Here is a 21,343-nt window from a genome sequence, read left to right on the forward strand (position 1 = left end):
GATGCGGCGGTAGGGACGCGCCGGAGGCACAAACTGCAGGGCGACCGGGCAGTTCTTGCCGTCCACCCGGCACATTCTGCCGGGTCCGCGACGTGCTTAACAGGAACTAACGCAGCAAAAACAACGATCGGCCGTCCGGCATGCCGGTCTGGCGACTGGTCCCGTCCTTGCTGCGATAGCTGCGAGCAAAATGCTCCCGGCAGCCAAAATGGCGTCGGACACCTTGAAACAAGGAATATCGTCATGGCGCTGAACAGCGTTAACACGAACATCGGCGCGCAGATCGCCCTTCAGAACCTTCAGTCCACGAACAGTGAACTGGCCACGGTTCAAAATCGCATCAGCACCGGCAAGAACGTCTCGTCCGCCAAGGACAACGGCGCCATCTTCGCCATCGCCACCAGCCAGCGCGCAGAAATCGGCGCCCTGAACGCCGTCAAGGACAGCCTGAACCGCGGCTCTTCCGCCGTGGACGTCAGCCTGGCCGCCGGCGAATCGGTCTCCGATCTGCTGAGCCAGCTGAAGGAAAAGGCCCTGTCCGCCACGGACAAGAGCCTGACCACCTCGGCCCGTTCGGCCCTGAACGAAGACTTCAAGGCTATCCGCGACCAGATCGCGACCGTCGTCGCCAACGCCAAGTTCAACGGCGTGAACCTGCTGGACAACTCGACCGGCACCGGCGGCTACAAGGCCCTCGCCAACACCGCGGGTTCGACTCTGAAGGTGGCGGGTGAAAACCTGTCGCTGGGCGGCGCGAACGTCACGGTCACCGCCACGACCACCATCGGCACCTCGACCCTGGCCACGACCGCCCTGGGTCTGGTCAACGCGTCGATCGACAAGGTTTCGGCCTCCCTGGCTCGCCTGGGCACCGGCTCCAAGTCGTTCACCACCCACCTCGGCTTCGTCGGCAAGCTCCAGGACGCCCTGGAAACCGGCGTGGGCAACCTGGTGGACGCCGATCTGGCCAAGGAAAGCGCCCGACTCCAGGCCCTGCAAACCAAGCAACAGCTGGGTGTGCAGGCGCTGTCGATCGCCAACTCCTCGACCTCCATCCTGCTCGGACTGTTCCGCTAAGGATCGACCCGGAAGGGCGGGGTCCCACGCGGATCCCGCCCGACCGATCCAGTCCCTTTATAGGAAGCCGCGGGCTCAGCCCCGTCGGACGGAGCCATGCAAGACAATGCGAAGATAGGAACAGTAACCGCGTCAGCCATCCTGCCAGCCGCCGCCGCCGATTCCACGGCGGGCGGCGATTTCCATGACAACCGGGCCTCCGAAGAGGCTGCGCGCGCCGCGCGCTACCGCCTGGTGATCGAGGAGGGGCCGGCGGGGTCGTTCATCTACAAGACGCTGGACCGGGTCACCGGCGAGGTCGTCAGGCAGTTGCCCCGCGAACAGGTCGTCGACCTGATGCGGACCGCGGAATACAGCTCCGGCTCGGTCATCAACACCACCGCCTGACCGCGTCGAACAATCGATCCACCCGCCGCGCAGGAGCGATCCGCGCGGATTTCGGCATGGTTAGCGGTCGTTAACCATGTGTGCACGCTTGCGCCTCTAGCCTTGGTGAAACCTCACAGGGCTGAGTCGGATGACGAATAGCGTCCATACCAACAACTCCGCGGCCATCGCGCTGCAGAACCTCTCGCGGACGAATGACCGCCTCGCGGATGTCCAGGGCCGGATTTCAACCGGACTGAAGGTCCAGGGGGCCAAGGACAACGCCGCCATCTGGGCCATCGCCCAGGGCCAGCGGGCCGATGTCGGCGCGCTCAGCGCCGTGAAGCAGAGCCTGGACCGGGCGACCTCGGTCGCCGATGTGGCCCTTTCGGCCGGCGAGTCCATCTCGGACCTGCTGAACCAGCTGAAGGAGAAGGTCGTTGCGGCGAAGGACAGCTCGCTGAAGACCCAGTCCCGCCAGTTGCTGGACAATGACTTCAAGGCCCTGCTGCGGGCCCTCTCGTCCCAGGTCAGCAACGCCTCGTTCGACGGCGGCAACCTGTTGAACGGATCGCTGACCACTGGCATCAAATTCCTGGCCAACGCCGACGCCAGCAGCTTCGTCACCCTGACGGCCAAGGATCTGTCGCTGGGCGGCGCCATCATCGAGCTGGCCCTGTCGGACAGCCTCCTGACGCTGACGGGCGCGAGCCAGGCCCTGACCCGGCTGGACGATTCGATCACCCAGCTGAACGCCGCCCTCGGTTCGATCGGCGCCCAGGCCAAGCAGATCGAGGCGCACAACAACTTCGTCACCAAGCTGGTCGATACGCTGGAATCGGGCATCGGCAATCTGGTCGACGCCGACCTCGCCAAGGAAAGCGCACGGCTTCAGGCTTTGCAGGTGCAGCAACAGCTGGGCGCCCAGTCGCTGTCGATCGCCAACCAGGCGCCGCAGATCATCCTGTCGCTGTTCCGCGGGGGCTGATCAGACCGCGCGGCCGTGTCCGATCCGGATCGCGGCCGGCCTGCGGCGCAGGGCGGTTCGGGACCCGAATCCGTACAGGGAAAGCAACGATCTCAAGGCATTGAAGAAGACGGTCATCGCGGCGTCCTTCTTGTCCGGCGCGCGAATAACGGGCGCCGACGATCATTGTTCCCCGAGTCGGCCGGCGAGTCCCGTTCGGCGTCGTCCCGTTTACGGACGTTAAGGCCTCGTTACGCTCGACCCCCCACAGTGGGGGCCGGGAGCCGCGCGTGATCAACAACAGCTATCTTCTGGGTCTTTTCGGCGGTTCCTCCGTCGGCGACACGTCGCCGTACGCGGCAGCGGCGCTGCAGCAGGCTACGAAGAAGCAGCCGACTCCGCCCTGGTCCTCGACCGCCGTCGCGCCCAAGCAGGATGCGCTGGTGCGGGCGGCCCTGGGCGGGCGCAAATTCATCGACGAGGGCGCGGCCCAGCTGGATCTGAAGTCCGCCTCTGTCGACTATCGCAAGCTGTTCGCCCTCTATCAGGGCCTCGACACGCTGAACGCCCTGACCAACCGCGCCGCGACCAAGGGCGTCAGCGCGCTGGAACTGACCCAGCTCAACAAGCGGTTCACGGCCGGGGTGGGCGAGGTCGGGACATGGCTGTCCGCCGCCGGCTTCGACGACATCCGCATGGTGCAGGGAACGACCCGGACCACCAGCAAGACGACCGCCGCCGTGCCGCGAGACAGCGCCGTGTCCATCACCGGACCGATCCACGAAGGCTCGACCGACACGCCCGTCGCCGCCTTCCAGGGCGATACGAAATTCAGCATCACCATCAAGACGCCGGTCGGCCTGACGGACTCCCTGACCACGGCGGTGCCGATCGATCTGGCCGACATGGGCGCCACGCCGCGGACGCTCGACAATGTCCTCGCCCATATCAACGCCCAGCTGGAGACCGCCGGCTTCCAGACGCGCGTCGGGCGTCAGCAGATCAAGGCGGAGCCGAAGACGGTCCAGGTCAACGGCAAGCCCGTGACCCTGCCCGCCGGTCCTGACAAATGGGCCCTGGCCATCCGCGGCGCGTCGACCGAAACGGTCGGTTTCACCGCGCCGGCGACCTCGGACGCCGTCTATGTCGTCCAGGCGGCCGGAACCGCCGGCACGCCCCAACTGCTGAAGTTCCAGAGCGACGGCGGTACGGCGGCGCCGCCCGTCGCCGGGGGCGTGGGCGAAACCCTGTGGATCGAAGGCCGGCTGTCGCAGGATGACCTGCCTGACGGGGTCAGGACGGTCCGCGCCAGCGCGGTCGGCCCCGACGGCTCGCTGTGGCTGGTCGCCGACGTCACCGCGGGGCCCGACACCCAGCCGATCAAGGGCGTGCAGGACGTCGCCCTGATGAAGTACGACACGGCCGGGCGTCTGGTCGCGACCCGAACCCTGGGAGCGGCCTCGACCGCCAGCGGCTACGCCATCGCCATCGATGCCGCCGGAAATGTGGCCGTCGCCGGCTCGGTCACCGGCGCGCTGAACACCTCCACCGCCGACGCGGGCAGGACGGGCGAGGCCGCGACCGTCGCCGACAGCTTCGTCACCGTCTTCAACAAGGACGGCGAGGAGCAATGGAGCCAGCGCCGCGGGGCCCGTGACGCCGACGAGGCGACCTCGGTCAGCTTTGGCGCCGACGGAACCGTCTATATCGCCGGCCGCGCCCGGTCGGCGATCACCGGCGCATCCCCTGTCGGCGGCTGGGACGGCTATGTACAGGCGTTCAAGGCGGGCGAGCCCTATCCGACCGCCGGCATCGTCGCCAAGGCGACCGCCGCGACCCAGTTCGGGACCGTCAGCGACGACAGCGTCGATGCGATGACGATCGACGGCTCGAACCTCTACACCGCAGGCGTCGAGAACGGCCGCGCCGTCGTGCGCCGCTTCACCCTCGACGCGGCCGGCGTTCCGACCCTGGCCTCGACGCGGGATCTCGGCGTGATCAGCGGCGACATCGCCGGCGTCGCGGTATCGGGAGGGCAGGTCATCGTCACCGGCGCGAGCCGCGACAGCGGCCTGTCGGCGGGCACGGAGACGACGGCCCATTCGGGCGGCAAGGACGTCTTCATCGCCACCCTGTCGGCCGACCTGGCCGCCGCCCCCGGCGACCGGATGACCTGGTATGGCGGAACCGGGGACGACAGCGCCGCGGACGTCAAGATCCACAACGGCAAGGTCTGGATCACCGGAATCGCCGATCGCGGCGAGGCCGCCAAGGCCACGGATCCCACGACGGGCTATCTGGCCCGGATCGATCCGCTGAGCGGGACGGTCGAGTACGAGAAGACCTGGTCCGGCGACGGCGATCAGGCCAAGCCCCTGACCCTCGCGGTCGCCGCGGACGGGGCCAGCGTGCTGGACCGGCTGGGCCTGCCCAAGGGGGAAATCGACCAGAGCGATTCCAAACGGCTGATCGACGCCACCTCGGTCCGTGTGGGAGACCGCTTCTACGTCAGCCCCGCGGCGGGCGGCCGGGCCATTTCCGTGACCATCGAGGCCAAGGACACGCTCGCCACCCTGGCCCGAAAGATCGAGATCGCCTCGTCGGGCAAGTTGAAGGTCACGATCGCGTCCGAAGGCGGCGCGGTCACCGGCACAGTCGGTGAGACCACCACGACCACCGGCGGCTTCCAGCGCCTGTCGATCGCAGCCCGCGACGGCAAGGCCGGCGCCGTGCTGACCTCGGGTGAGACAGGCCGGGACGCCCTCGCGGGCCTGGGTCTTTCGCCGGGCTATATCGGCGCCTCCATAGGCGATGACATCATCAAGACCTTCGGCCTCGACCTTCCCGCCGGCCTCCACCTCGGCGACGCGACCGCGGTGAAGACCGCCGGCGAACGTCTGCAGGGGGCCATGAAGGCCGTGCGCGACGCCTATCGCGCCCTGGCTCCCGCGCCGGTCGGTGCTGCGGCAGGCGGGCGCGTGCCGGCCTATCTCAACGCCCAGCTGGCCAACTATCAGGCTGCCCTGTCTCGCCTCGGCGGATAGGCCTCCGGCCACGAAGAACGTTGACGCGGAACGTCCGGGCGGGGTTATTGGGGGCTCCATCCGCGCGAGCCCTTCATGCCCCAGGACAATCGTCTTCTTATCGCGATCGGCGCCGGTCTGGCGGTCGTCGCGGCCGTGGTGCTGGCCCTCGTGTTCAGCGGCGGGCGAGGCCGCGACGCGGGTCCGCCCCCGGCTGCACAGGGCGGGCTGACGGTCGACGTCGCCGACGCGCCGGAGCTCAGCACGACCCGCGAGTTGCGCTGTTTCGTGAACGGCCAGTTCATCGGCATGGCGACCCTGACCGATTGCGCGCGCCGCAACGGCGTGGCCACCGACGCCCTCGACGTCGGCATCGACGAGACGGGCGCCCTGGCCGCGGCCCCGACGGCCGCCTTCGCCCCGCCGCCCGGCCTTCCGCCGGTCGAGCTGACCGAGGCCGAACCCGCGCCCGCCATCGAACAGAACCAGCCGGCCCAGCCCTCCGTCCAGACCGCCTCCGGCAGCCCATGCCTGCGTTACACGGGATCGGACTGGCGCTCGCTGTCCTCGAACATGAGCCTCAACGCCTGCGTCCAGGCGCTGTACGCCGGCACCTGCGTCCGGCCCGGCGAGGCCCTGTACGGCCGTTGGGGCGAGACCACGCTCAGGCTCGTGCCGCGCCGGGTCGAACAGTCGCCTGACAACAATCGTTTCCGCACCCTGGTCGAACAGGACCGGGGCTGCCAGTTCCCGGGGCTGCGCTGATGAAGCTTCTGACGACCGCCGCGCTCGGCGCCAGCGTGCTGGCGCTCGCGGCCTGCGAGAAGGCGACCGAGGCCCCCTTCGATCCGGGCGTCTGCTACGCCGTGGAGATGGGGGCCGAGGGCGAGCCGCCGCGCTTCAACAAGGTGGCCGACAGCCAGCCGCAGATCGAATTCTGCGCGGCGCGCCTCGAGGAGATGCGCCTTCGCTTCCTGCGTATGGGCGGCAACCGGCGCGAGGTGGTGGGCTCGTATCAGGGGCAGTTCATCTTCATCGACCGCGCCGGGGTATGGATCTCGAAGACGCTCGAAGGCTCCCGCTTCATCCTGCTGGCGCGGACCGGCGACGGGCGGCTGGCCATTCCCAGCGCCATCCAGCGCGCCATCGACGGCACGCCCGTTTCGGTGTCGGCCTCGCCGGAACCGGCGGCTCCCACGCCCTAGACGAAACGGAACAAACGTGGAACAAACGCGCCTGTGGATGACAGCGACAAAGCTGACCTACGGGTCCGGGAACCGCGCTAGTCAGGCCTGACAATAATCCCGGCCCGAACAGCGCGAAGCGCGACGGGCCAAGAACGAAGAAGGAGCTCGGCGATGGCGGGCAGCGTCAACAAGGTCATTCTGGTCGGCAACCTGGGCAAGGACCCGGAAATCCGCACGCTGAACTCGGGCGAGCGGGTCGCCAACCTGTCGCTGGCCACCTCCGAGCAGTGGCGCGACAAGGCCACCGGCGAGCGCAAGGAAAAGACCGAGTGGCACCGCGTCGTGATCTTCAACGACAACATCATCAAGGTCGCCGAGAACTATCTGAAGAAGGGCTCGACGGTTTACATCGAGGGCACGCTGGCGACCCGCAAATGGACCGACGCCCAGGGCGTCGAGAAATATTCGACCGAGGTTGTGGTCAACAAGTTCAAGGGCGAGCTGACCATGCTGGGCGGCCGTGACGGCGGCGCCGGCGGCGGGGCCTCGCGCGGCGGCGACGACGACTATTCCTCGGGCTTCTCGACCGGCGGCGCCAACAAGCCCAGCGGTCCCAAGGAAAGTTACGACCTGAACGACGACATTCCGTTCTAGGCGCGAACCCGGGCCGGTGACGGAGCGTGCGAAACGCTCCGTTACCGGCTTTGAGGCCCCGGCGGCGCGGACCTGTGCCATAGCCGGGTGGTGATTACCCCCGACAAGCCCCACAGCCCGCTCTCGCCGGTCGAGATCCTCGCCATCATCGCGATCGTGGTGATCTGGGGCGTCAACAACGCCGCGGCCAAGCTGGCCACGGAAACCATGCCGCCCCTGCTGGTGGGCGCGCTCAGGTTCGCGATCGCCGCCGCCTGCCTGATCCCCTTCGTGCGGCGGCCGTTTCCGAACTGGAAGAGCCTGGCGATCATCGTCGTACTCGGCGGACCCATCCACTACGGCCTGATCTATCTGGCCTTCTGGCTGGCGCAGGACGTCAGTCCGGTGTCGGTGGCGGCGCAGCTGTGGGTGCCGTTCACGGCGCTGTTCGCCTTCCTGCTGCTGCGCGAAAAGCTGTCGCGCTTCGCCCTAGCCGGTATGGCGGTGGCCTTCGCGGGCGTGGCCTGGATGACGCTGGATCCGCACGCCATAGCCGACTGGAAGGCCATACTGGTCGGCATCGCCGCCGCCTCGGCCTGGGCCCTGACGACGGTGATCGCCCGGCGCACCACATCCATCCCGCCGCTGAAGATGCAGGGGCTGCTGGCCCTCGTGGCCCTGCCGACCCTGGCCTTCGCCTCGGCCACATTCGAGCGCGGGCAGTGGGACGCGATCCGGCAGGCTGACCTGCTGGTCTGGACCAGCGTCGTCTGGGCCGGGCTGGTGTCCTCGGTTCTGGCCACCACCCTGGTGTTCTGGCTGGTGCAGAAGCGCGAGGCCGGGCGGGTGACGCCCTATCTGCTCGCCACCCCGGTGGTGTCCATCCTGATCGGCTGGGGCTTCATGGGCGACGTGCTGACGCCTCAGATCCTGACCGGCGCGGCCCTGACCATGGGCGGGGTCGCCATCGTGGCCCTGGCCGAGCGCGGGCTGAGGGCCGGAGCGGCGAAGGCCTGACACGAAAAGGGCCCGGACGCTGTCGCATCCGGGCCCTTCATCCCAGGGGTTGGAGCGCCTACAGGCCGGGAAGCTTGAAGCCGGTGTCGCGCCGCGGCGTGATAACGATGCCGGTGCGGCCCCCGGTCAATTCCTGGAGGCGGGCGTATTCGCTGGCGGCGTCGACCGTGACAGCGCCTTCCGAGGTCTGGGTCGTGGTCGCGGCCTGGCTGGCCGGATTGTCACGGCGCCAGAACAGCAGTCGGTTGGCCCAGCCCTCTTCCTTGTGCGCCAGATCACCGAACTCGTCGTCGACGACATAGCGGGCGAGGGGGTCGGCGCGGTCGCCGCCGGCCTGGGCGACCAGCTGCTGTTCGCCGGCGGAGCGGGTCACGGCCTGGCGCTGGCCCAGCAGGATCTGGCGGGCGGCGGATTCGGGCGCCAGTTCCTGCGGACGCGGCTGGCCCGGCGCCGGCGGGCGCAGGCCGTACTCGGGCGGAACGGTCAGGGGAGCGGTGGACACCGTCAGGAACGCGTCGGGCGTGACCTTGGTCAGGCCGATCCCCTGCCGAACGCTCGAGCAGGCGCCGAGCGCGAGCATCGAGGTGGTGAGGGTCAGGACGGCGACAGTACGAAGACGCATTATGTGATCTCGGTAGCGATCTGGTTCGGACGCCGAACGGGCGCGCGCGTGGTGCCTGGATGAATGCGGCTGATTACGACTTTTCGGCGGCGAGGCCAACCTTGGCCGCCCGTTCGGACAGCAGACTGTCGAGAATCAGCAGGATGACGCCGACGGTGATGGCGCTGTCGGCGATGTTGAACACCCAGGGGAAGATCCGGGTGCCCGAAAAATCGATGAAGTCGACGACGAAGCCGAAGCGGATACGGTCGATCACATTGCCGATCGCGCCGCCCATGACGAGGCCGATGGCGCTGATCAGCAATCGCCTGTCGGCCCGCAGCGCCCACCAGCCCAGAATCCCGGCGACCCCCACCGAGAACAGGCTCAGCATCCAGCGCGCCGAGCCGTCGCCGAACAGGCCGAAGCTGACGCCGCGGTTCTCGACCCAGGTGAAGTTCAGGATCGGCGGCCAGACCTCGACGCGGCCCACCTCGCGCAGGTCCAGGCCGGACAGGACCCAGGCCTTGGTCAGCTGGTCGAGCACGACGACGATAAGGGCGAAGACGAAGGCCGTGACGGCGAGGCGTGAGATTTTCATACGGGCCGCTGAAATGTGAAGGGCGTTCGGTTAGCAGTCCGGGGGCGAAGCGCGAAGGGGCAATCGTGTCGCGCGCTCGCGTCGGCGCATCAGCGGTTGCCTCGAACGGCTCCAGACCCCAGATGTGACGCCTTCAATTCGAGGAAAGAGCCGCCCGCATCCAGGAGCGCCGATGCCGCATGCCGACAGCCTGATCCTCACCCTCGTCGGCGGCTTCGTGCTGGCGTTCGTGTTCGGCATGTTGGCCAACCGGCTGAAGCTGTCGCCCCTGGTCGGCTATCTGGTGGCGGGCGTCATCGTCGGGCCTCACACGGCCGGTTACGTCGCCGATGTCGAACTGGCCCCCCAACTCGCCGAGATCGGCGTCATCCTCCTGATGTTCGGCGTGGGGCTGCATTTCTCGCTGGCCGACCTGATGAAGGTGCGCAGGATCGCCATCCCCGGGGCGCTGGTGCAGATCGCGGCGGCGACGGGACTGGGGTGGGCGCTCGGCCGACTGATGGGCATGAGCCACCTGGAGGCCACCCTGACCGGTTTCGCCCTGTCCGTCGCCTCGACCGTCGTTCTGCTGCGGGCGCTTGAGGAGCGCAAACAGGTCAAGGGACCCGTCGGCCGCCTCGCCATGGGCTGGCTGATCGTCGAGGATCTGGTGATCGTCATCGCCCTCGTCATCCTCCCGCTGCTGATCATCCAGCCGGGGGAGGCGCTGGACGGCATGGAACTGGCGCAATCGATCGGCTGGACCCTGTTCAAGGTCGCCGCCTTCACGGGCGTGATGCTGGTTGTCGGCGCGCGGCTGCTGCCGTGGCTGCTGGTCCGCATCGCCCACACCCGGTCGCGTGAGCTGTTCACCCTCGGCGTCCTGGCCATCGCCCTCGGCATCGCCTGGATCGCCTACGCCCTGTTCCACTCGTTCGCCCTCGGCGCCTTCCTCGCCGGACTGGTTCTCAACAGCTCGCCGCTGGGCCACAACGCGGCCGAGCGGTCCCTGCCGCTGCGCGACGCCTTCGCCGTGCTGTTCTTCGTCTCGGTCGGCATGCTGTTCGATCCGACCATCCTGGTCCGCGAGCCGCTGGCCGTGCTGGGCGTTCTGGGAATCGTCATCGTCGGCAAGTCGATCGCCGCCCTGGCGATCACCACGGCCTTCAAACTGGACAAGGCCACCAGCCTGACCGTCGCAGCGGCCCTGGCCCAGATCGGCGAGTTCTCCTTCATCCTCGCCGCCCTCAGCGTGCAGCTGGGCGGCATGCGGCAGGAGACCCACGATCTGATTCTGGCGGCCGCCCTGCTGTCGATATCGCTGAACCCGTTTGTCTTCGCCCTGATCGACCGGATGGGCGCCCGGCCGAAGCCTCCCGCCAGTGGTTCGGTCGAAGAAAAGGCCGCCGCGGAGAATCCCGCGACGGCCTGATCTCGATCTTACGGCGTGCGACCGTTTCTGACGTAGTGGTCTGTCAGACTGTCTGGATGATCGCGAACGCCAGACATTTCAGCCCCGAAGAGTCCGATGTGTCCGCAATGTCCTCTCTTTTCGAGCGGATCCGGACTCTGCCGGATCAGGGTTTCACAGGACTCCGATCATGCTGGCGACCAGCGGGTGACGGACGATGTCCTGCTCGGCCAGTTTCACCACGGCGATGTTCGGCACCGGCAGCAGACGTTCGGCGATGTCCGACAGGCCCGAAATGCCCGGCAGAAGGTCGGACTGCTGCGGATCGCCCGTCACCACCATGGTCGAATGCCAGCCCAGCCGCGTGAGCAGCATCTTCAGCTGGACGTAGGTGCAGTTCTGCGCCTCGTCGACGACGATGAAGGCGTTGTTCAGGGTGCGGCCGCGCATATAGCCGATGGGCGCGATCTCGATCAGCCCCTCGGCCATCAGCGCCTTGACCCGCTTCATGCTCAGCCGATCCGAAAGCGCGTCGTAGAGCGGGCGCAGATAGGGGGCCAGCTTGTCCTCCATGTCGCCGGGCAGGAAGCCGATCGACTCGCCCGCTTCGACGGCGGGGCGCGACAGGACGATGCGGCCGATCTTGCCGGCTTCCAGCGCCTCGACCGCCTTGGCCACGGCCAGATAGGTCTTGCCGGTGCCTGCCGGCCCGAGGGCCAGGACCATGTTGTGGTTGTCGATCGCCGTCATCAATTCGGCCTGGCCGTCCGACTTGGGCTTCAGCGTCTTCAGATAGGCCTGGTCCCGGTCGTCGTTGGACGGATAGGGTGACCAGCCGCCATGGCCGGTGTGGGTCGGCAGGCGACGTACCTTGGAATCCTCCATGAACTGACGGGAATCGAGCACGCCGTGCTCACGCGAAGTCTCGCGGGTCTGGCGCTTGATGGCTGCACGCTTGGTCATGGACGCCTCCAGGGCATGAAAAAAGGCGATGCCGCAAAAGCATCGCCTCGAACGAAGGTAGGGAGAGAAGAAGGGGATGCGACGCATCCGCCCGGATCGGAGGAGGGCCCTTCCAGGGACCGGAAATCTCCCAGCGGCGCGAGCCGCCGAACCGAACGCACCACGCACGTCCCCCGAGGTCTGACCGGACCGGGCTTGATCCGGCTTCCGATCCGGGGCCGAAATGGCGGCCTCGAATCGCAACAACAGAATGATGCTAACGTGGTTTACGAAGCCTTAAAGCCAAGAAACCACTCAAGGTAAGGTGATGTTTCCATGACGATTTATGCGTTGGCTGACAAGAAACCGCAGCTTCCGCCAGACGGCGAATACTGGGTGGCTCCGAACGCGATCCTGACAGGAGACGTGATTCTCAAACCCGGCGCCAGCGTCTGGTTCGGCGCCGTGGTGCGGGGCGACAACGACCCCATTACCATCGGCCGGGACACCAATATCCAGGACGGCAGCGTGCTGCATTCCGACCCCGGCGAACCGCTGACCATCGGCGACGGCGTCACCGTCGGCCACATGGTCATGCTCCACAGCTGCGAGATCGGCGACAACACCCTGATCGGCATCGGGGCGGTGGTGCTGGGCCGCGCGAGGATCGGTAAGAACTGCCTGATCGGCGCCAACACCCTGATCACCGAGGGCAAGGTCATTCCCGACGGCTCGCTGGTCATGGGCCAGCCGGGCAAGGTGGTGCGCGAGCTGGAGCCGGGGCAGATCGAGGCCCTGAGGGCTTCGGCGGCCCATTATGTACAGAACTGGAGGCGCTACCGACGCGACCTCGCGGCCCTTACGCCAGACGCCGGCCGTGCGCCGCCGCAAGACTGAGAGGCGCCCGCGCGGCCTCCCCGACGCCGATCGAGACCCGGGCCGTCAGCAGGCGCGATTCGTCGGACGCGAGGGTCAGGGTGGCGGACGGCGCGTACAGGCCCAGGACCCGGTCCGGTTCGCCGGACGGACCCCGCAAGGGAACCAGGGCGATCTCGATCTGGGCGGCGGCCTGGCCGGCCTGGGCGATGAGCACCACGGGGCGGGCCTCGCGCAGGGTCTGGGTCAGGGCGGCCGCGACCAGGGGGCGTGAGGCCGGCCGCCACAGCGACAGCAGCGGCTGGTCCTTCAGCCATTCGCCGTGGAAATCCTCGATCCAGCCGCCCGCCAGCCGCACGACGGCGTCCTCGCCGGGCCGCTCGGCCATGAACACCCGCGGCAGGCGCAGGCCCAGGGCGGCCGGCTCCACGGCCGCGCGCGCCGGAATGCCGGCCCGCGTCCCGGTGCGGCGCGACAGGCTGGTCCAGTGGTCGATCAGGAACTGCGTATCAGGATGAAACATGGGCTTGGCCTCTGGCCGCCCCGTCGCAAGGGCCGGGCCGGGCCGAAAGCAACGGAATTGAAAGGCTTCCTGGCGTCAGATGCAGGCTGGAGCGGCCCGCGCCTTGCCGGGACCGCGCAAGTTTTGATGTGGAGGTCGGCCCATGCGGGTGCGGATCATGAACTGGCTGTTGGCGCTGGGGGGCTTCACGGCCCTGATGGCGTTCGCCGATCCGGCTGCGGCCCAGTGCGGACCGGTGTGCCCGCCGCCGCCGCCGCCGTGCTGCGAGCCGCCGCCGCCCCCGCCCCCGCCCCCGCCGTGCTGCGAGCTGCCTCCGCCTCCGCCGTGCTGCGGCGGCGGCGGAAACCTGAACGTCAATGTGAACGTCAACGCCAACGCCAACGCCAACGCCAATGCGGCGGCCCGGGCGGGCCTGAACGCGCGCGCCGGCGGCAGCGTCTTCGTCAGCGGCGGCGGTTCGGCCTATGTCACGGTCGACCAGCCCTATCCGACCACCATCAGCGGCCTGAACGTCGAGGGCGCGCGGGTGCGCAGGACCATCCGCGTTCCCTATGAAGCCCGGCGGCGCTGGGAAAAGCGGGTCGTGATCCGGGCCTTCTGCATCGACGACCGCAATGTGCCGCACCCGGCCTCCCAGGTTCGCCCCGACCGCGAGGTCGACGGGAGCTATGAAGGCGAGCTGTACCGCTGCCTGGCGGGCACCTGGCTGCAGATCACCTGGGCCGAGTATCAGGGCGATACGGATTTCGGCCACGGTGAAACCATGGACTGCCGCAAGGGCGAGGCCCTGTGGCACGGCCGCGGCGGCCAGATCGAGTGCAAGCGTCAGCGCGACGAGCGCGACTGCAACGAACGCTCCCTGCTGCGCCGCTACGGCGCGGGTGTGAAGATCGTGACCTGGGTCCGCGAGGAAACCTACACCGAGTACCGCGAGGAAGTGATCGAAGAGGCCGGCATGGCTGTGTCGGGCGCGATGATCACCCTGGACGGCGGCGTCGGCGGTCGGGTTTTCTGACGCCAGTCTGAACACCGGCGTTCAGCCGCGGGTCAGCCGCGGACGCCTAGAACGGTATTGTCGGCTCCGTCGACATCCTGAGAAGCAAACTGGCCCCGATCCGCAAGGACCGGGGCCATTTTTTCGTCTACCGGGCCGGGGCTGCAGCCGCGGGGGCGGCGGCCGGGTTGTCCGAGGTGATCGTCAGCCGCCACGCCTTGTCCGGGGTCAGATACTGACGCGCCAGCCGCTGGATGTCGGCGGGCGTGACGGACTCGTAGTCAGTCACGTGCGAGCGGATTTCATCGAAGGTCTCGGACTTGCGCCCCGCATCGGCGAGCTGGCTCACCCAGTAGCCGTTATCGGCCCGGCTGCGGCGCAGCGACTCGACGACCGGCGCGCGGGCCCGGAGCAGTTCGTCGTCGCTGATCGGCGTATCCCGCAGGCTGGCGGCGATGGAGTCGAAGGCCGTGAACAGCGCAGGCAGGCTCTCCGGGCGCGTCTCGGCCAGCATCAGGAGGTAGCCGTAGTCGGGGAACACTGACGACGACGACGCACCCGCGCCGGGACCGTAGGAGAGGCCCAGTTTTTCCCGAACTTCCTCGTTCAGCCGCAGCTGGACCACGGCGCTGAGGATGGCCAGTTGCCGCGCCTCGAGCTGGTCGCCGATCGCGTCGGTGGTCGGCCAGCCGATGAGGCCGATCGCCTGCTCGCCCGGCCCCTCGTGTTTCAGCTGAACCGGTTCGGCCGAGGGAGCCGGGAAGCGGCGGACGTCGGAGCCCGGCAGCGGTTCGGCCTGCGCTCCCCGATCGGGGAGGGCGCCGAGGGTGTTGGCCACGGTGGCGATGGCGGCGTCCACGGTCACGTCGCCGACCATGACGATGTCGATCGGCCCGCGCGCGCGGCCCTCGGTCACGCCGGCGCGGACCTCCTCGATCGACATGGCGGCGATCTCCGCCTCCGTGGGCATCGCGTCGCGCTGGTCCCCCGAACTGATCAGTTCGCCGAGATCGCGGCCCAGCACGCCGCCCGGCGTTGCGCGGAGCTGGGCCAGTTGGGCGGGAAACTGACTGCGGGCCAGCTCGAAGGGAGCGGCGCGAAGGCCGGGATCCACCAGATAAGCCGTCAGCACTTGCATCTGGAGCTGCAGATCTTCCGGTTTGGTCGATCCGCCGAGGGTGTAGGCGTCCGTCGCCATGCCGGCATTGATGTTGTAGGTCTTGCCGCTGAGCACCCGATTGAGCTGGTCCACGGTCAGTTTCGCCGTGCCCCCCGGTCCCATTACAGAATTGGCCAGGGCCATCGAGGTTACGCGGTCCGTGGGCAGGGCCAATTCGCCGATGCCGGTGCGGACGTTGACCAGGATCTGGTTGTCGCGGAACTCGGTTGGCTTGACGAACAGGCGGACGCCGTTGGGGAAGTCGACGCGGGTCACCCCAAGGTCGGCGATCTCGGTGCGCGCGCTCGGCCGGGTGGGCGTCCCGAAGTCCGTATAGGGCCATTCCAGCGCGGCCTCGTCGGCGCGGGCCGTGACGGCGACCTGACGAGACGCCTCCAGCGCCGCGGTGACAGCGGCCTCGCCGCCCTCGATCGGGACGGGGGAGGTCACCATGACGACGGGGCCCTGACCATCGAAGACCGGGCGGACGGCCGCAGTCACCTGATCGGGCGTCAGGCCCTCGACGGTGGCGTTGAAGAGGGCGAGGCTGGTCGCCGGCGAAGCAAAGACGTTCCGGTCATTGGCCGCCCCGAGCAGGCCGTTGGCCAGGGCGGGCGTGGACCGGGTTGCGGCGGCCGTGACCGCGTTCTGCAGCCGGGTGCGGTTGTCGGTGATCTCGCGCTGCAGTTCGGCCTCGGTGATCCCGAACTGCACCAGGCGGCGCTGTTCCTGCTCGATCGACTGCAGGGCGCGCGTCAAGCCGCCGGGATTGAAGTTGGCGCTGACCGAACCGGCCGACAGGCTGTCGAAAACGGATGCGTTCGAAGCGCTTGCGCTCACGAACGGGGGATTGTCGGCGCGCGCCAGCTCTCCGAGACGGCGCGTCAGCACGGCCAGGCCTAGATTCTGGATCAGATTCTCCCGGCGTTCGGCCACGGTGTCCGGATCGAGATCCGGCGGGCGGATCCAGTTGATATCGACAGAGGACTGGACGCCCGGCTCGACCAGGACGCGGGTTTCGGGACCGCGTGCGGCGACCTGGCCAAGATCCGGGTCGGGACCGTCGGCCGCCTTTGGGGTCCAGCTTTCGAACGCGGCCCGGACCTTGCCTTCCATCACTTCGACATCGAAATCGCCGACCGCGATGAAGGTGGCGCGGTTTGGCCGGTAATAGGCATTGTAGAACTCCATAAAGCGCTCTCGCGGGGCAGTGCGGATGATGTCGAGATCGCCGATGGGGAGGCGGTTCGAAAGGCGCTGACCCGACGCGAGCAGGCCGAACTGGGCCTTGGCGATGCGCAGTTGCGGCGTGTTGCGCATCCGCTCCTCGCCCTCGATCACGCCGCGTTCGTCGTCAACCGCGTCCGCCGCCATCAGGGCCTCGGACACCTGTTCGCGCATGATGCGCAGCGCGGCGTCGACCGTCTCGTCATTGGTGCGGGGCAGCTCCAGCAGATAGGCGGTCTGGTCGAAGCTGGTGAAGGCGTTGGTGTCGGCGCCGAAGGCCAGGCCCAGCCGCTCGAGGATGCGCAGCAGGTCGTTCTCGGGAATATTGGTCGTTCCGTTGAAGGCCATATGCTCCATGAAGTGGGCCAGACCCAGCTGGTCCTCGTTCTCCATCAGCGAGCCGGCGTCGATGCGCAGGCGGAAGGAGGCCTGACCCGCCGGGGTCGCATTGCGCAGGATCGCATACTGCATGCCGTTGGGAAGGACGCCGAAGCGGACGTTGGTGTCAGCGGGAATGTCGCTGGCGGCATGGGCCCAGGGGTCCGAGGGCTGGATCAGCGCCTGGGCCAGGGCCGGCGAGGCTGTGATCAGGACGGTGGTGGATGCCGCGACGAGCAACAACAGACGACGGACGGAACGCATTCTCGGTCTCTTTCCGAAAGGCGCGATCACTCCCGCGCCGGACATGGGACGGGGGCCGTGGCGATGGTCGCCGACGCCCCCTGCAACCTTTCGGCGACGGCCGGGGTCGGCTCAAGTTACCGAAGATTAATTTGTCGGACGCGAGACGTAGAAGCTGGCGGAATTGCCGACGGCCGTGGCCCCGGTAATGACAGCACGCCCCGAACCGGCGACAGACGTATTGGCCACTGCGGAGACGTCGCCGCTGTTGGTCTGGGTGTTGCTCGCGTCGAGGAAGCCTTCGCAGGTCGAGCAGGCGTAGCCGGTCACGCTGTTGCCGACGGCCTCGGCCCCGACATAGGCGTCATAGCCGTTCGTACCCGAGAAGGTGGCCGTCACGTCCACGCCGCCCGAGTTGAACTGGGTGTTGTCGATCTCGACGAAGATGTCGTTGTTGCCGACCGACAGCTCGTTGGCGACGCCGCGGGCCCGGGCTTCGGCCTGGCCGAAGTCATAGGCGGTGGTGAGGGCCGAGGCCCGAACGAAGCTCGTGTTGGTCTGGTCCGACCCGGTCACGACCGAGCCGCCCTCATTATAGAGTACGGCCTGGTTGGCGCTGGCGCGAGCCCGGGCGGCGAGATCCCAGGCGTTGCCCGCGTTGGAGCTGGCCTCGGCCTCGACGAAATCGCCGGTCGAGCGCTGGGTGATCGACAGGTTCTGGCCCGATGTGGCGTTGCTGTTGACGGCGACGGCGTTGACGATGGCCTCGCTGTCCACGCTGCCGGGCGCGGGGATGTACTGGCTCTGGATACGGCCGAACGAACGAACGACCGCCGAAGACGACTGGTCGACCGCGCCCTGAAGGAACGAGGCCTGGCCCGCCAGGGCGACGGTGTTGGAGATGGCCGAGGCGTTGACCGCCACGCCGCCGTGCAGCCGGGCGTTGCTGTCGCCCACCTCGGTGGTGGCGCTGACCAGAGCGCCGGTGTTGGACTGGGTCGCATCGACCGTCAGATCGGCGTTGTAGGCGCTGACGGCCAGATAGTTGCCGCCCGCCTGGGAGGCAGCGTTGACCTCCCCATAGGTATCGCCGCCCAGGATGACGTCGGTCCGGGCCACGGCGTCGCCGCGCATGTCCTGATTCGACTGGACCGTGATGGCGCCGTTCTCGACGGCGCCCGAGGCGGAGTTGCCCTGGGCCGAGGTTTCGACGGTCACCTGCTCCTGGGCGTCGACCACGTTCAGCGTCTGGCCGGCGAAGACGTCGCCCAGCTGCAGCTGTTCATTGAGGACGATCGCCCCGTCCTGCGGCGGCGTCTGCGCTGCGGCCTCAGTAGCGGCTGCGGCGCACAGCAACGTCGCGGCGATCGTGCCAGCGAGACGGGTCCGCGCGGGTTTCGCCATTGTTCGTGTCCGTGTTGGGATATGCGGGATAATAGCCGCCGGTCGGACCGACCGTGCCGCCCAGGGGGTCGGGTCCGGCGCCGAGGCAGACCTCGGGTCCGGGCGCACCGTACAGATTGGCCATGAACTCGACGGTGGCCCGCTCGATCAGCGCGCGCACCGCCAGCTGGACCGGCTCGAGCCCGCCTTCGCCGGCGGAGATGTCGAAGACGTTGCCGTTCAGGAAGTCGAACACCCCGGCCGAGATCTCCCGCCCGATGATCTGCTTCTGGTAGGAGACGACATCGACGACCTCGAGCGTCGTGGTCTGAACCAGCCGCAGGTCGATGGCGATGTTCATCACATAGGCCTTGCCCGAGAACGCGGTCGACAGGGGCGTCTGGCTGCTGGCCTGGCCCGCCGCCATGTCGAAGCCGCCCGAGCGTATATTGTAGTTCACCTCGGTGATGCCGCCGACGATATAGAAGTCCGAGCCGGGCACCTGGCCGGCGAGGATGCGACGGTACTGTGTGTCCCCGGGGCCGCCGGGGCCGTCGTCGCCGATCAGCCGGTTGTTGGCGTAGCGCAGCTCAAGCTCGGACACCGAGGTGTCGTAACGTTCCACGATATGGGCGCCGGACTTGGCCAGGGCGGTATTGGCCATCAGCGATGCGCCGCCGGTGATCTGGCGGCCGCCATCGGCCGAGACGGTGCCGGTGTAGTCGCTGATCCGGCCGACCGCGATGCGCGGCGAAGGCAGGCTGTAGCGCCGGGCGTAGTCGGCCATGCAGTAGAGTGCCGCGGAGTAGGGGGTCGGGTTGGCCGTCACCGGCGCGTTGCCGATCGGCGACGCATATTGCCCGGTCGGACCGGCCGAGGCCGAGATACAGCCGCTCAGCAGCGCGGCCGCCGCGGAAGCGACGCCCGCGACCCGGAGCCGTCGCGAAAGGGAGCCAGCGCTCATGGAAGCCTCAGGGTGCCGTTCAGGCTGGTTCCGGCGTTGATCGCGCCGTTATTCACCTGGGTGGAGTTTACAATGACGGTGTTGTGGTTGCCCTGAACGACGACGTTCAGATTGTTGCCGATGGCGGTCGACCCGCCGATGGCTGTGCCCCCGCTGTTCCCGGCGCCGGTGAAGCTGGAGGATACGCCCCCGCTCGCGCTGGAATAGGCGCTGGCGCCGGCCTGGATGACACCGTTGACGATCAGCCGGTTGCCGTTTGCGTCTCGCGTCGATCCCGTCTGGGGCCGTGCGGTGGTGTAGCGCGAGCCGCCATAGCCGGCCTGGTAGGAGCCCATGTTCGAGGAACCGGCCGACTGGGCCGAGGCGACCGCGGGGGCGGCGAGGGCGAGGAGGACCACGGCGGACCCCAGCTTCGTGCGCATGCTCATGGCGGCGACCTCTCACGCAAACAGAGTCAACGGACCGGAAAGGATCCTTCGTCCCACTCTGGGTCATGGTTATTAAGAAGCGCTTGCCATGATGGCGTTCGACAACCGATTGGTTTGTCTTCGTGATTCGCCGGAGCTTTCGCCCTGAACGCGCAGCCGTCCGAACGTGTGTTCAACGCCCCCCTGGTGGCCGTGGGCGTCGCCGTGTCCATGCCGGTGTTGTTCTGGTTGCAGACACGGCTGCCGGATGGCGGAGTGTCGCTGGCCTTCCGTCCGTCCTCACTCTGGGACGGCGGCTGGTGGCCCGGCATCCTGACTTCCATGTTTGTTCACGGCGGCTGGCCCCACGTGGCGATGAACGCGATCCTGGGGCTCGCCTTCGGCACGCCGGTGGCGCGGCTGATGCCGGGCGCGAGGGGGGCGGCGGGCTTCCTCGCCTTCTATATAGCGTGCGGCCTGCTCGCCACGGCGGGATACGGCCTCGTCCATCCCGCCAGCTACGACGCCCTGGTGGGCGCGTCCGGGGCGGTGTTCGGCCTGATGGGTGCGGCGCTGCGCCTGCTCGGCCGCAAATCGGGGCGCCTGAGATCCCTGACGGACAAACGCTTCCTGACGCCGGCGGCGGCGATCATGGTCGTCAACGTGGCCGTCGGCCTGCTGGGATTCGCGCCGGGAATGGAAGGCGCCCGGATCGCCTGGGAGGCGCACGCCTTTGGTTTCATCGCCGGCGCCCTGCTGATCGGCCCGTGGGCGAGGGCGTTCCGTCCTCGTCCGGAAGCGTTTGATTCGCCGCCCGATCTGCGCGACCCTGAGGCCTGAAGCGGTCCATCCGCGGCCGCGCTCTATCTAGAGAGGGAGGAGCCGCGATGCTGGTCGCCGAAATTCTGAAGGACAAGGGCGACGCCGTCTACGCCATCGGCCCCGAACTGACGCTGGGCGAGGCCTGTGGCGAACTGGACCGGCTGCGTGTCGGCGCCCTGATGGTCTGCAGCAACGACAAGGTCGTGGGCGTGCTGTCCGAGCGGGACGTGGTCAGGGCGGTGGCCCGCGACGGCCAGGCCGCGCTGGGCCAGCCGGTTTCCGCCTTCATGACCTCCGAAGTGGTGTTCGCCGCCCCCGCGGAGACAGTGGCGATTCTGATGGGCCGGATGACCGACCGGCGAATCCGGCATCTGCCCGTGCTGCGTGACGGCCGGCTGGCCGGCGTGATCTCGATCGGCGATGTGGTGAAATGCCAGATCGCCGAGGCCACGCGGGAAGCGGAATCCCTGCGCACCTATATAGCGGCGGGCTGAAGGACAGGCGGGGCAGGAGCGGATCGCAGCCCGCCCCAAAATGGCCCGGGTCCGTCGACCGCGACTCCG

At 68.1% G+C, this 21,343-nt stretch carries 21 protein-coding genes; 13 read left to right on the plus strand and 8 right to left on the minus strand.

What is annotated here, in order from left to right:
• Window positions 1–243 precede the first annotated feature (243 nt).
• The 8 genes from ASD59_RS03720 (at window position 244) to ASD59_RS03755 (ending at window position 8,270) form a co-directional block, all read left to right on the plus strand.
• On the plus strand, window positions 244–1,077 hold the full coding sequence (locus ASD59_RS03720; RefSeq protein ID WP_055828485.1) for a flagellin: 834 nt from the start codon (window positions 244–246) through the stop codon (window positions 1,075–1,077).
• Between the two features lie 96 nt (window positions 1,078–1,173).
• Entirely contained in the window at window positions 1,174–1,464 is a 291-nt protein-coding gene (locus tag ASD59_RS14410; protein WP_055828488.1) for a hypothetical protein, read from the plus strand.
• Between the two features lie 130 nt (window positions 1,465–1,594).
• Window positions 1,595–2,431 carry a flagellin gene (locus ASD59_RS03730; RefSeq protein ID WP_055828491.1) on the plus strand — a complete coding sequence of 279 codons (837 nt, stop codon included), beginning with the start codon at window positions 1,595–1,597 and terminating at the stop codon, window positions 2,429–2,431.
• 269 nt (window positions 2,432–2,700) lie between these two features.
• A complete protein-coding gene (locus tag ASD59_RS03735; protein ID WP_055828496.1) occupies window positions 2,701–5,454 on the plus strand; it encodes a hypothetical protein in 2,754 nt (917 codons plus the stop codon).
• 75 nt (window positions 5,455–5,529) lie between these two features.
• Window positions 5,530–6,198, plus strand: coding sequence for a hypothetical protein (locus ASD59_RS03740; protein ID WP_055828502.1), 669 nt, complete (start codon window positions 5,530–5,532; stop codon window positions 6,196–6,198).
• Window positions 6,198–6,638, plus strand: a complete 441-nt coding sequence (locus ASD59_RS03745; RefSeq protein WP_055828505.1) for a hypothetical protein — start codon at window positions 6,198–6,200, stop codon at window positions 6,636–6,638. Before ASD59_RS03740 ends, ASD59_RS03745 begins: the two co-directional genes overlap by 1 nt.
• Window positions 6,639–6,791: 153 nt before the next feature.
• Window positions 6,792–7,274, plus strand: coding sequence for a single-stranded DNA-binding protein (gene ssb, locus ASD59_RS03750; protein ID WP_055828508.1), 483 nt, complete (start codon window positions 6,792–6,794; stop codon window positions 7,272–7,274).
• An 87-nt stretch (window positions 7,275–7,361) separates the two neighbouring features.
• Window positions 7,362–8,270, plus strand: coding sequence for a DMT family transporter (locus tag ASD59_RS03755; RefSeq protein ID WP_055828511.1), 909 nt, complete (start codon window positions 7,362–7,364; stop codon window positions 8,268–8,270).
• Window positions 8,271–8,328: 58 nt separating this feature from the next.
• On the opposite strand, the gene ASD59_RS03760 is transcribed toward ASD59_RS03755, so the two are convergent.
• On the minus strand, window positions 8,329–8,892 hold the full coding sequence (locus ASD59_RS03760) for a DUF3035 domain-containing protein (RefSeq protein WP_055828514.1): 564 nt from the start codon (window positions 8,890–8,892) through the stop codon (window positions 8,329–8,331).
• 73 nt (window positions 8,893–8,965) lie between these two features.
• The gene (lspA, locus tag ASD59_RS03765; protein WP_055828518.1) at window positions 8,966–9,472 is read right to left on the minus strand and encodes a signal peptidase II; all 507 of its coding nucleotides are present in this window, start codon (window positions 9,470–9,472) and stop codon (window positions 8,966–8,968) included.
• A 172-nt stretch (window positions 9,473–9,644) separates the two neighbouring features.
• Between lspA and ASD59_RS03770 the strand changes: the two genes are divergently transcribed.
• On the plus strand, window positions 9,645–10,883 hold the full coding sequence (locus ASD59_RS03770; RefSeq protein ID WP_055828521.1) for a cation:proton antiporter domain-containing protein: 1,239 nt from the start codon (window positions 9,645–9,647) through the stop codon (window positions 10,881–10,883).
• Between the two features lie 153 nt (window positions 10,884–11,036).
• On the opposite strand, the gene ASD59_RS03775 is transcribed toward ASD59_RS03770, so the two are convergent.
• Window positions 11,037–11,837: a PhoH family protein gene (locus tag ASD59_RS03775; protein WP_156376944.1), complete on the minus strand. Its 801-nt coding sequence runs from the start codon at window positions 11,835–11,837 to the stop codon at window positions 11,037–11,039.
• A 303-nt stretch (window positions 11,838–12,140) separates the two neighbouring features.
• On the opposite strand from ASD59_RS03775, the gene ASD59_RS03780 reads away from it, so the two are divergent.
• Window positions 12,141–12,701, plus strand: coding sequence for a gamma carbonic anhydrase family protein (locus tag ASD59_RS03780; RefSeq protein WP_055828527.1), 561 nt, complete (start codon window positions 12,141–12,143; stop codon window positions 12,699–12,701).
• Here the strand turns inward: ASD59_RS03780 and ASD59_RS03785 are convergent.
• A complete protein-coding gene (locus tag ASD59_RS03785) occupies window positions 12,664–13,203 on the minus strand; it encodes a PAS domain-containing protein (RefSeq protein ID WP_055828530.1) in 540 nt (179 codons plus the stop codon). The two genes, ASD59_RS03780 and ASD59_RS03785, sit on opposite strands and share 38 nt — an antisense overlap.
• Window positions 13,204–13,345: 142 nt before the next feature.
• Here ASD59_RS03785 and ASD59_RS03790 point away from each other — a divergent pair, with 142 nt between their 5' ends.
• The gene (locus tag ASD59_RS03790) at window positions 13,346–14,218 is read left to right on the plus strand and encodes a hypothetical protein (protein ID WP_200943726.1); all 873 of its coding nucleotides are present in this window, start codon (window positions 13,346–13,348) and stop codon (window positions 14,216–14,218) included.
• Between the two features lie 127 nt (window positions 14,219–14,345).
• On the opposite strand, the gene ASD59_RS03795 is transcribed toward ASD59_RS03790, so the two are convergent.
• From ASD59_RS03795 to hfaA, 4 genes are all read right to left on the minus strand, one after another.
• Window positions 14,346–17,225: a M16 family metallopeptidase gene (locus ASD59_RS03795; protein ID WP_055828533.1), complete on the minus strand. Its 2,880-nt coding sequence runs from the start codon at window positions 17,223–17,225 to the stop codon at window positions 14,346–14,348.
• A 126-nt stretch (window positions 17,226–17,351) separates the two neighbouring features.
• Complete coding sequence (gene hfaD, locus ASD59_RS03800) at window positions 17,352–18,608, minus strand: holdfast anchor protein HfaD (protein WP_055828534.1); 1,257 nt, start codon at window positions 18,606–18,608, stop codon at window positions 17,352–17,354.
• Window positions 18,535–19,551, minus strand: a complete 1,017-nt coding sequence (gene hfaB / locus ASD59_RS03805) for a holdfast anchoring protein HfaB (RefSeq protein WP_055828539.1) — start codon at window positions 19,549–19,551, stop codon at window positions 18,535–18,537. Before hfaB ends, hfaD begins: the two co-directional genes overlap by 74 nt.
• On the minus strand, window positions 19,548–19,979 hold the full coding sequence (gene hfaA / locus ASD59_RS03810) for a holdfast anchoring protein HfaA (protein ID WP_055828542.1): 432 nt from the start codon (window positions 19,977–19,979) through the stop codon (window positions 19,548–19,550). The genes hfaB and hfaA overlap by 4 nt, the downstream gene beginning before the upstream one ends.
• A gap of 168 nt (window positions 19,980–20,147) precedes the next feature.
• Between hfaA and ASD59_RS03815 the strand changes: the two genes are divergently transcribed.
• Both ASD59_RS03815 and ASD59_RS03820 read left to right on the plus strand, forming a co-directional pair.
• Window positions 20,148–20,798 (plus strand): rhomboid family intramembrane serine protease, encoded by a 651-nt coding sequence (locus tag ASD59_RS03815; protein WP_055828546.1) that lies wholly within the window; start codon window positions 20,148–20,150, stop codon window positions 20,796–20,798.
• Window positions 20,799–20,845: 47 nt separating this feature from the next.
• On the plus strand, window positions 20,846–21,274 hold the full coding sequence (locus tag ASD59_RS03820; protein WP_055828549.1) for a CBS domain-containing protein: 429 nt from the start codon (window positions 20,846–20,848) through the stop codon (window positions 21,272–21,274).
• Window positions 21,275–21,343: the final 69 nt, after the last annotated feature.

It is taken from the genome of Brevundimonas sp. Root608 (genome assembly GCF_001427825.1).
Taxonomy (GTDB): domain Bacteria; phylum Pseudomonadota; class Alphaproteobacteria; order Caulobacterales; family Caulobacteraceae; genus Brevundimonas.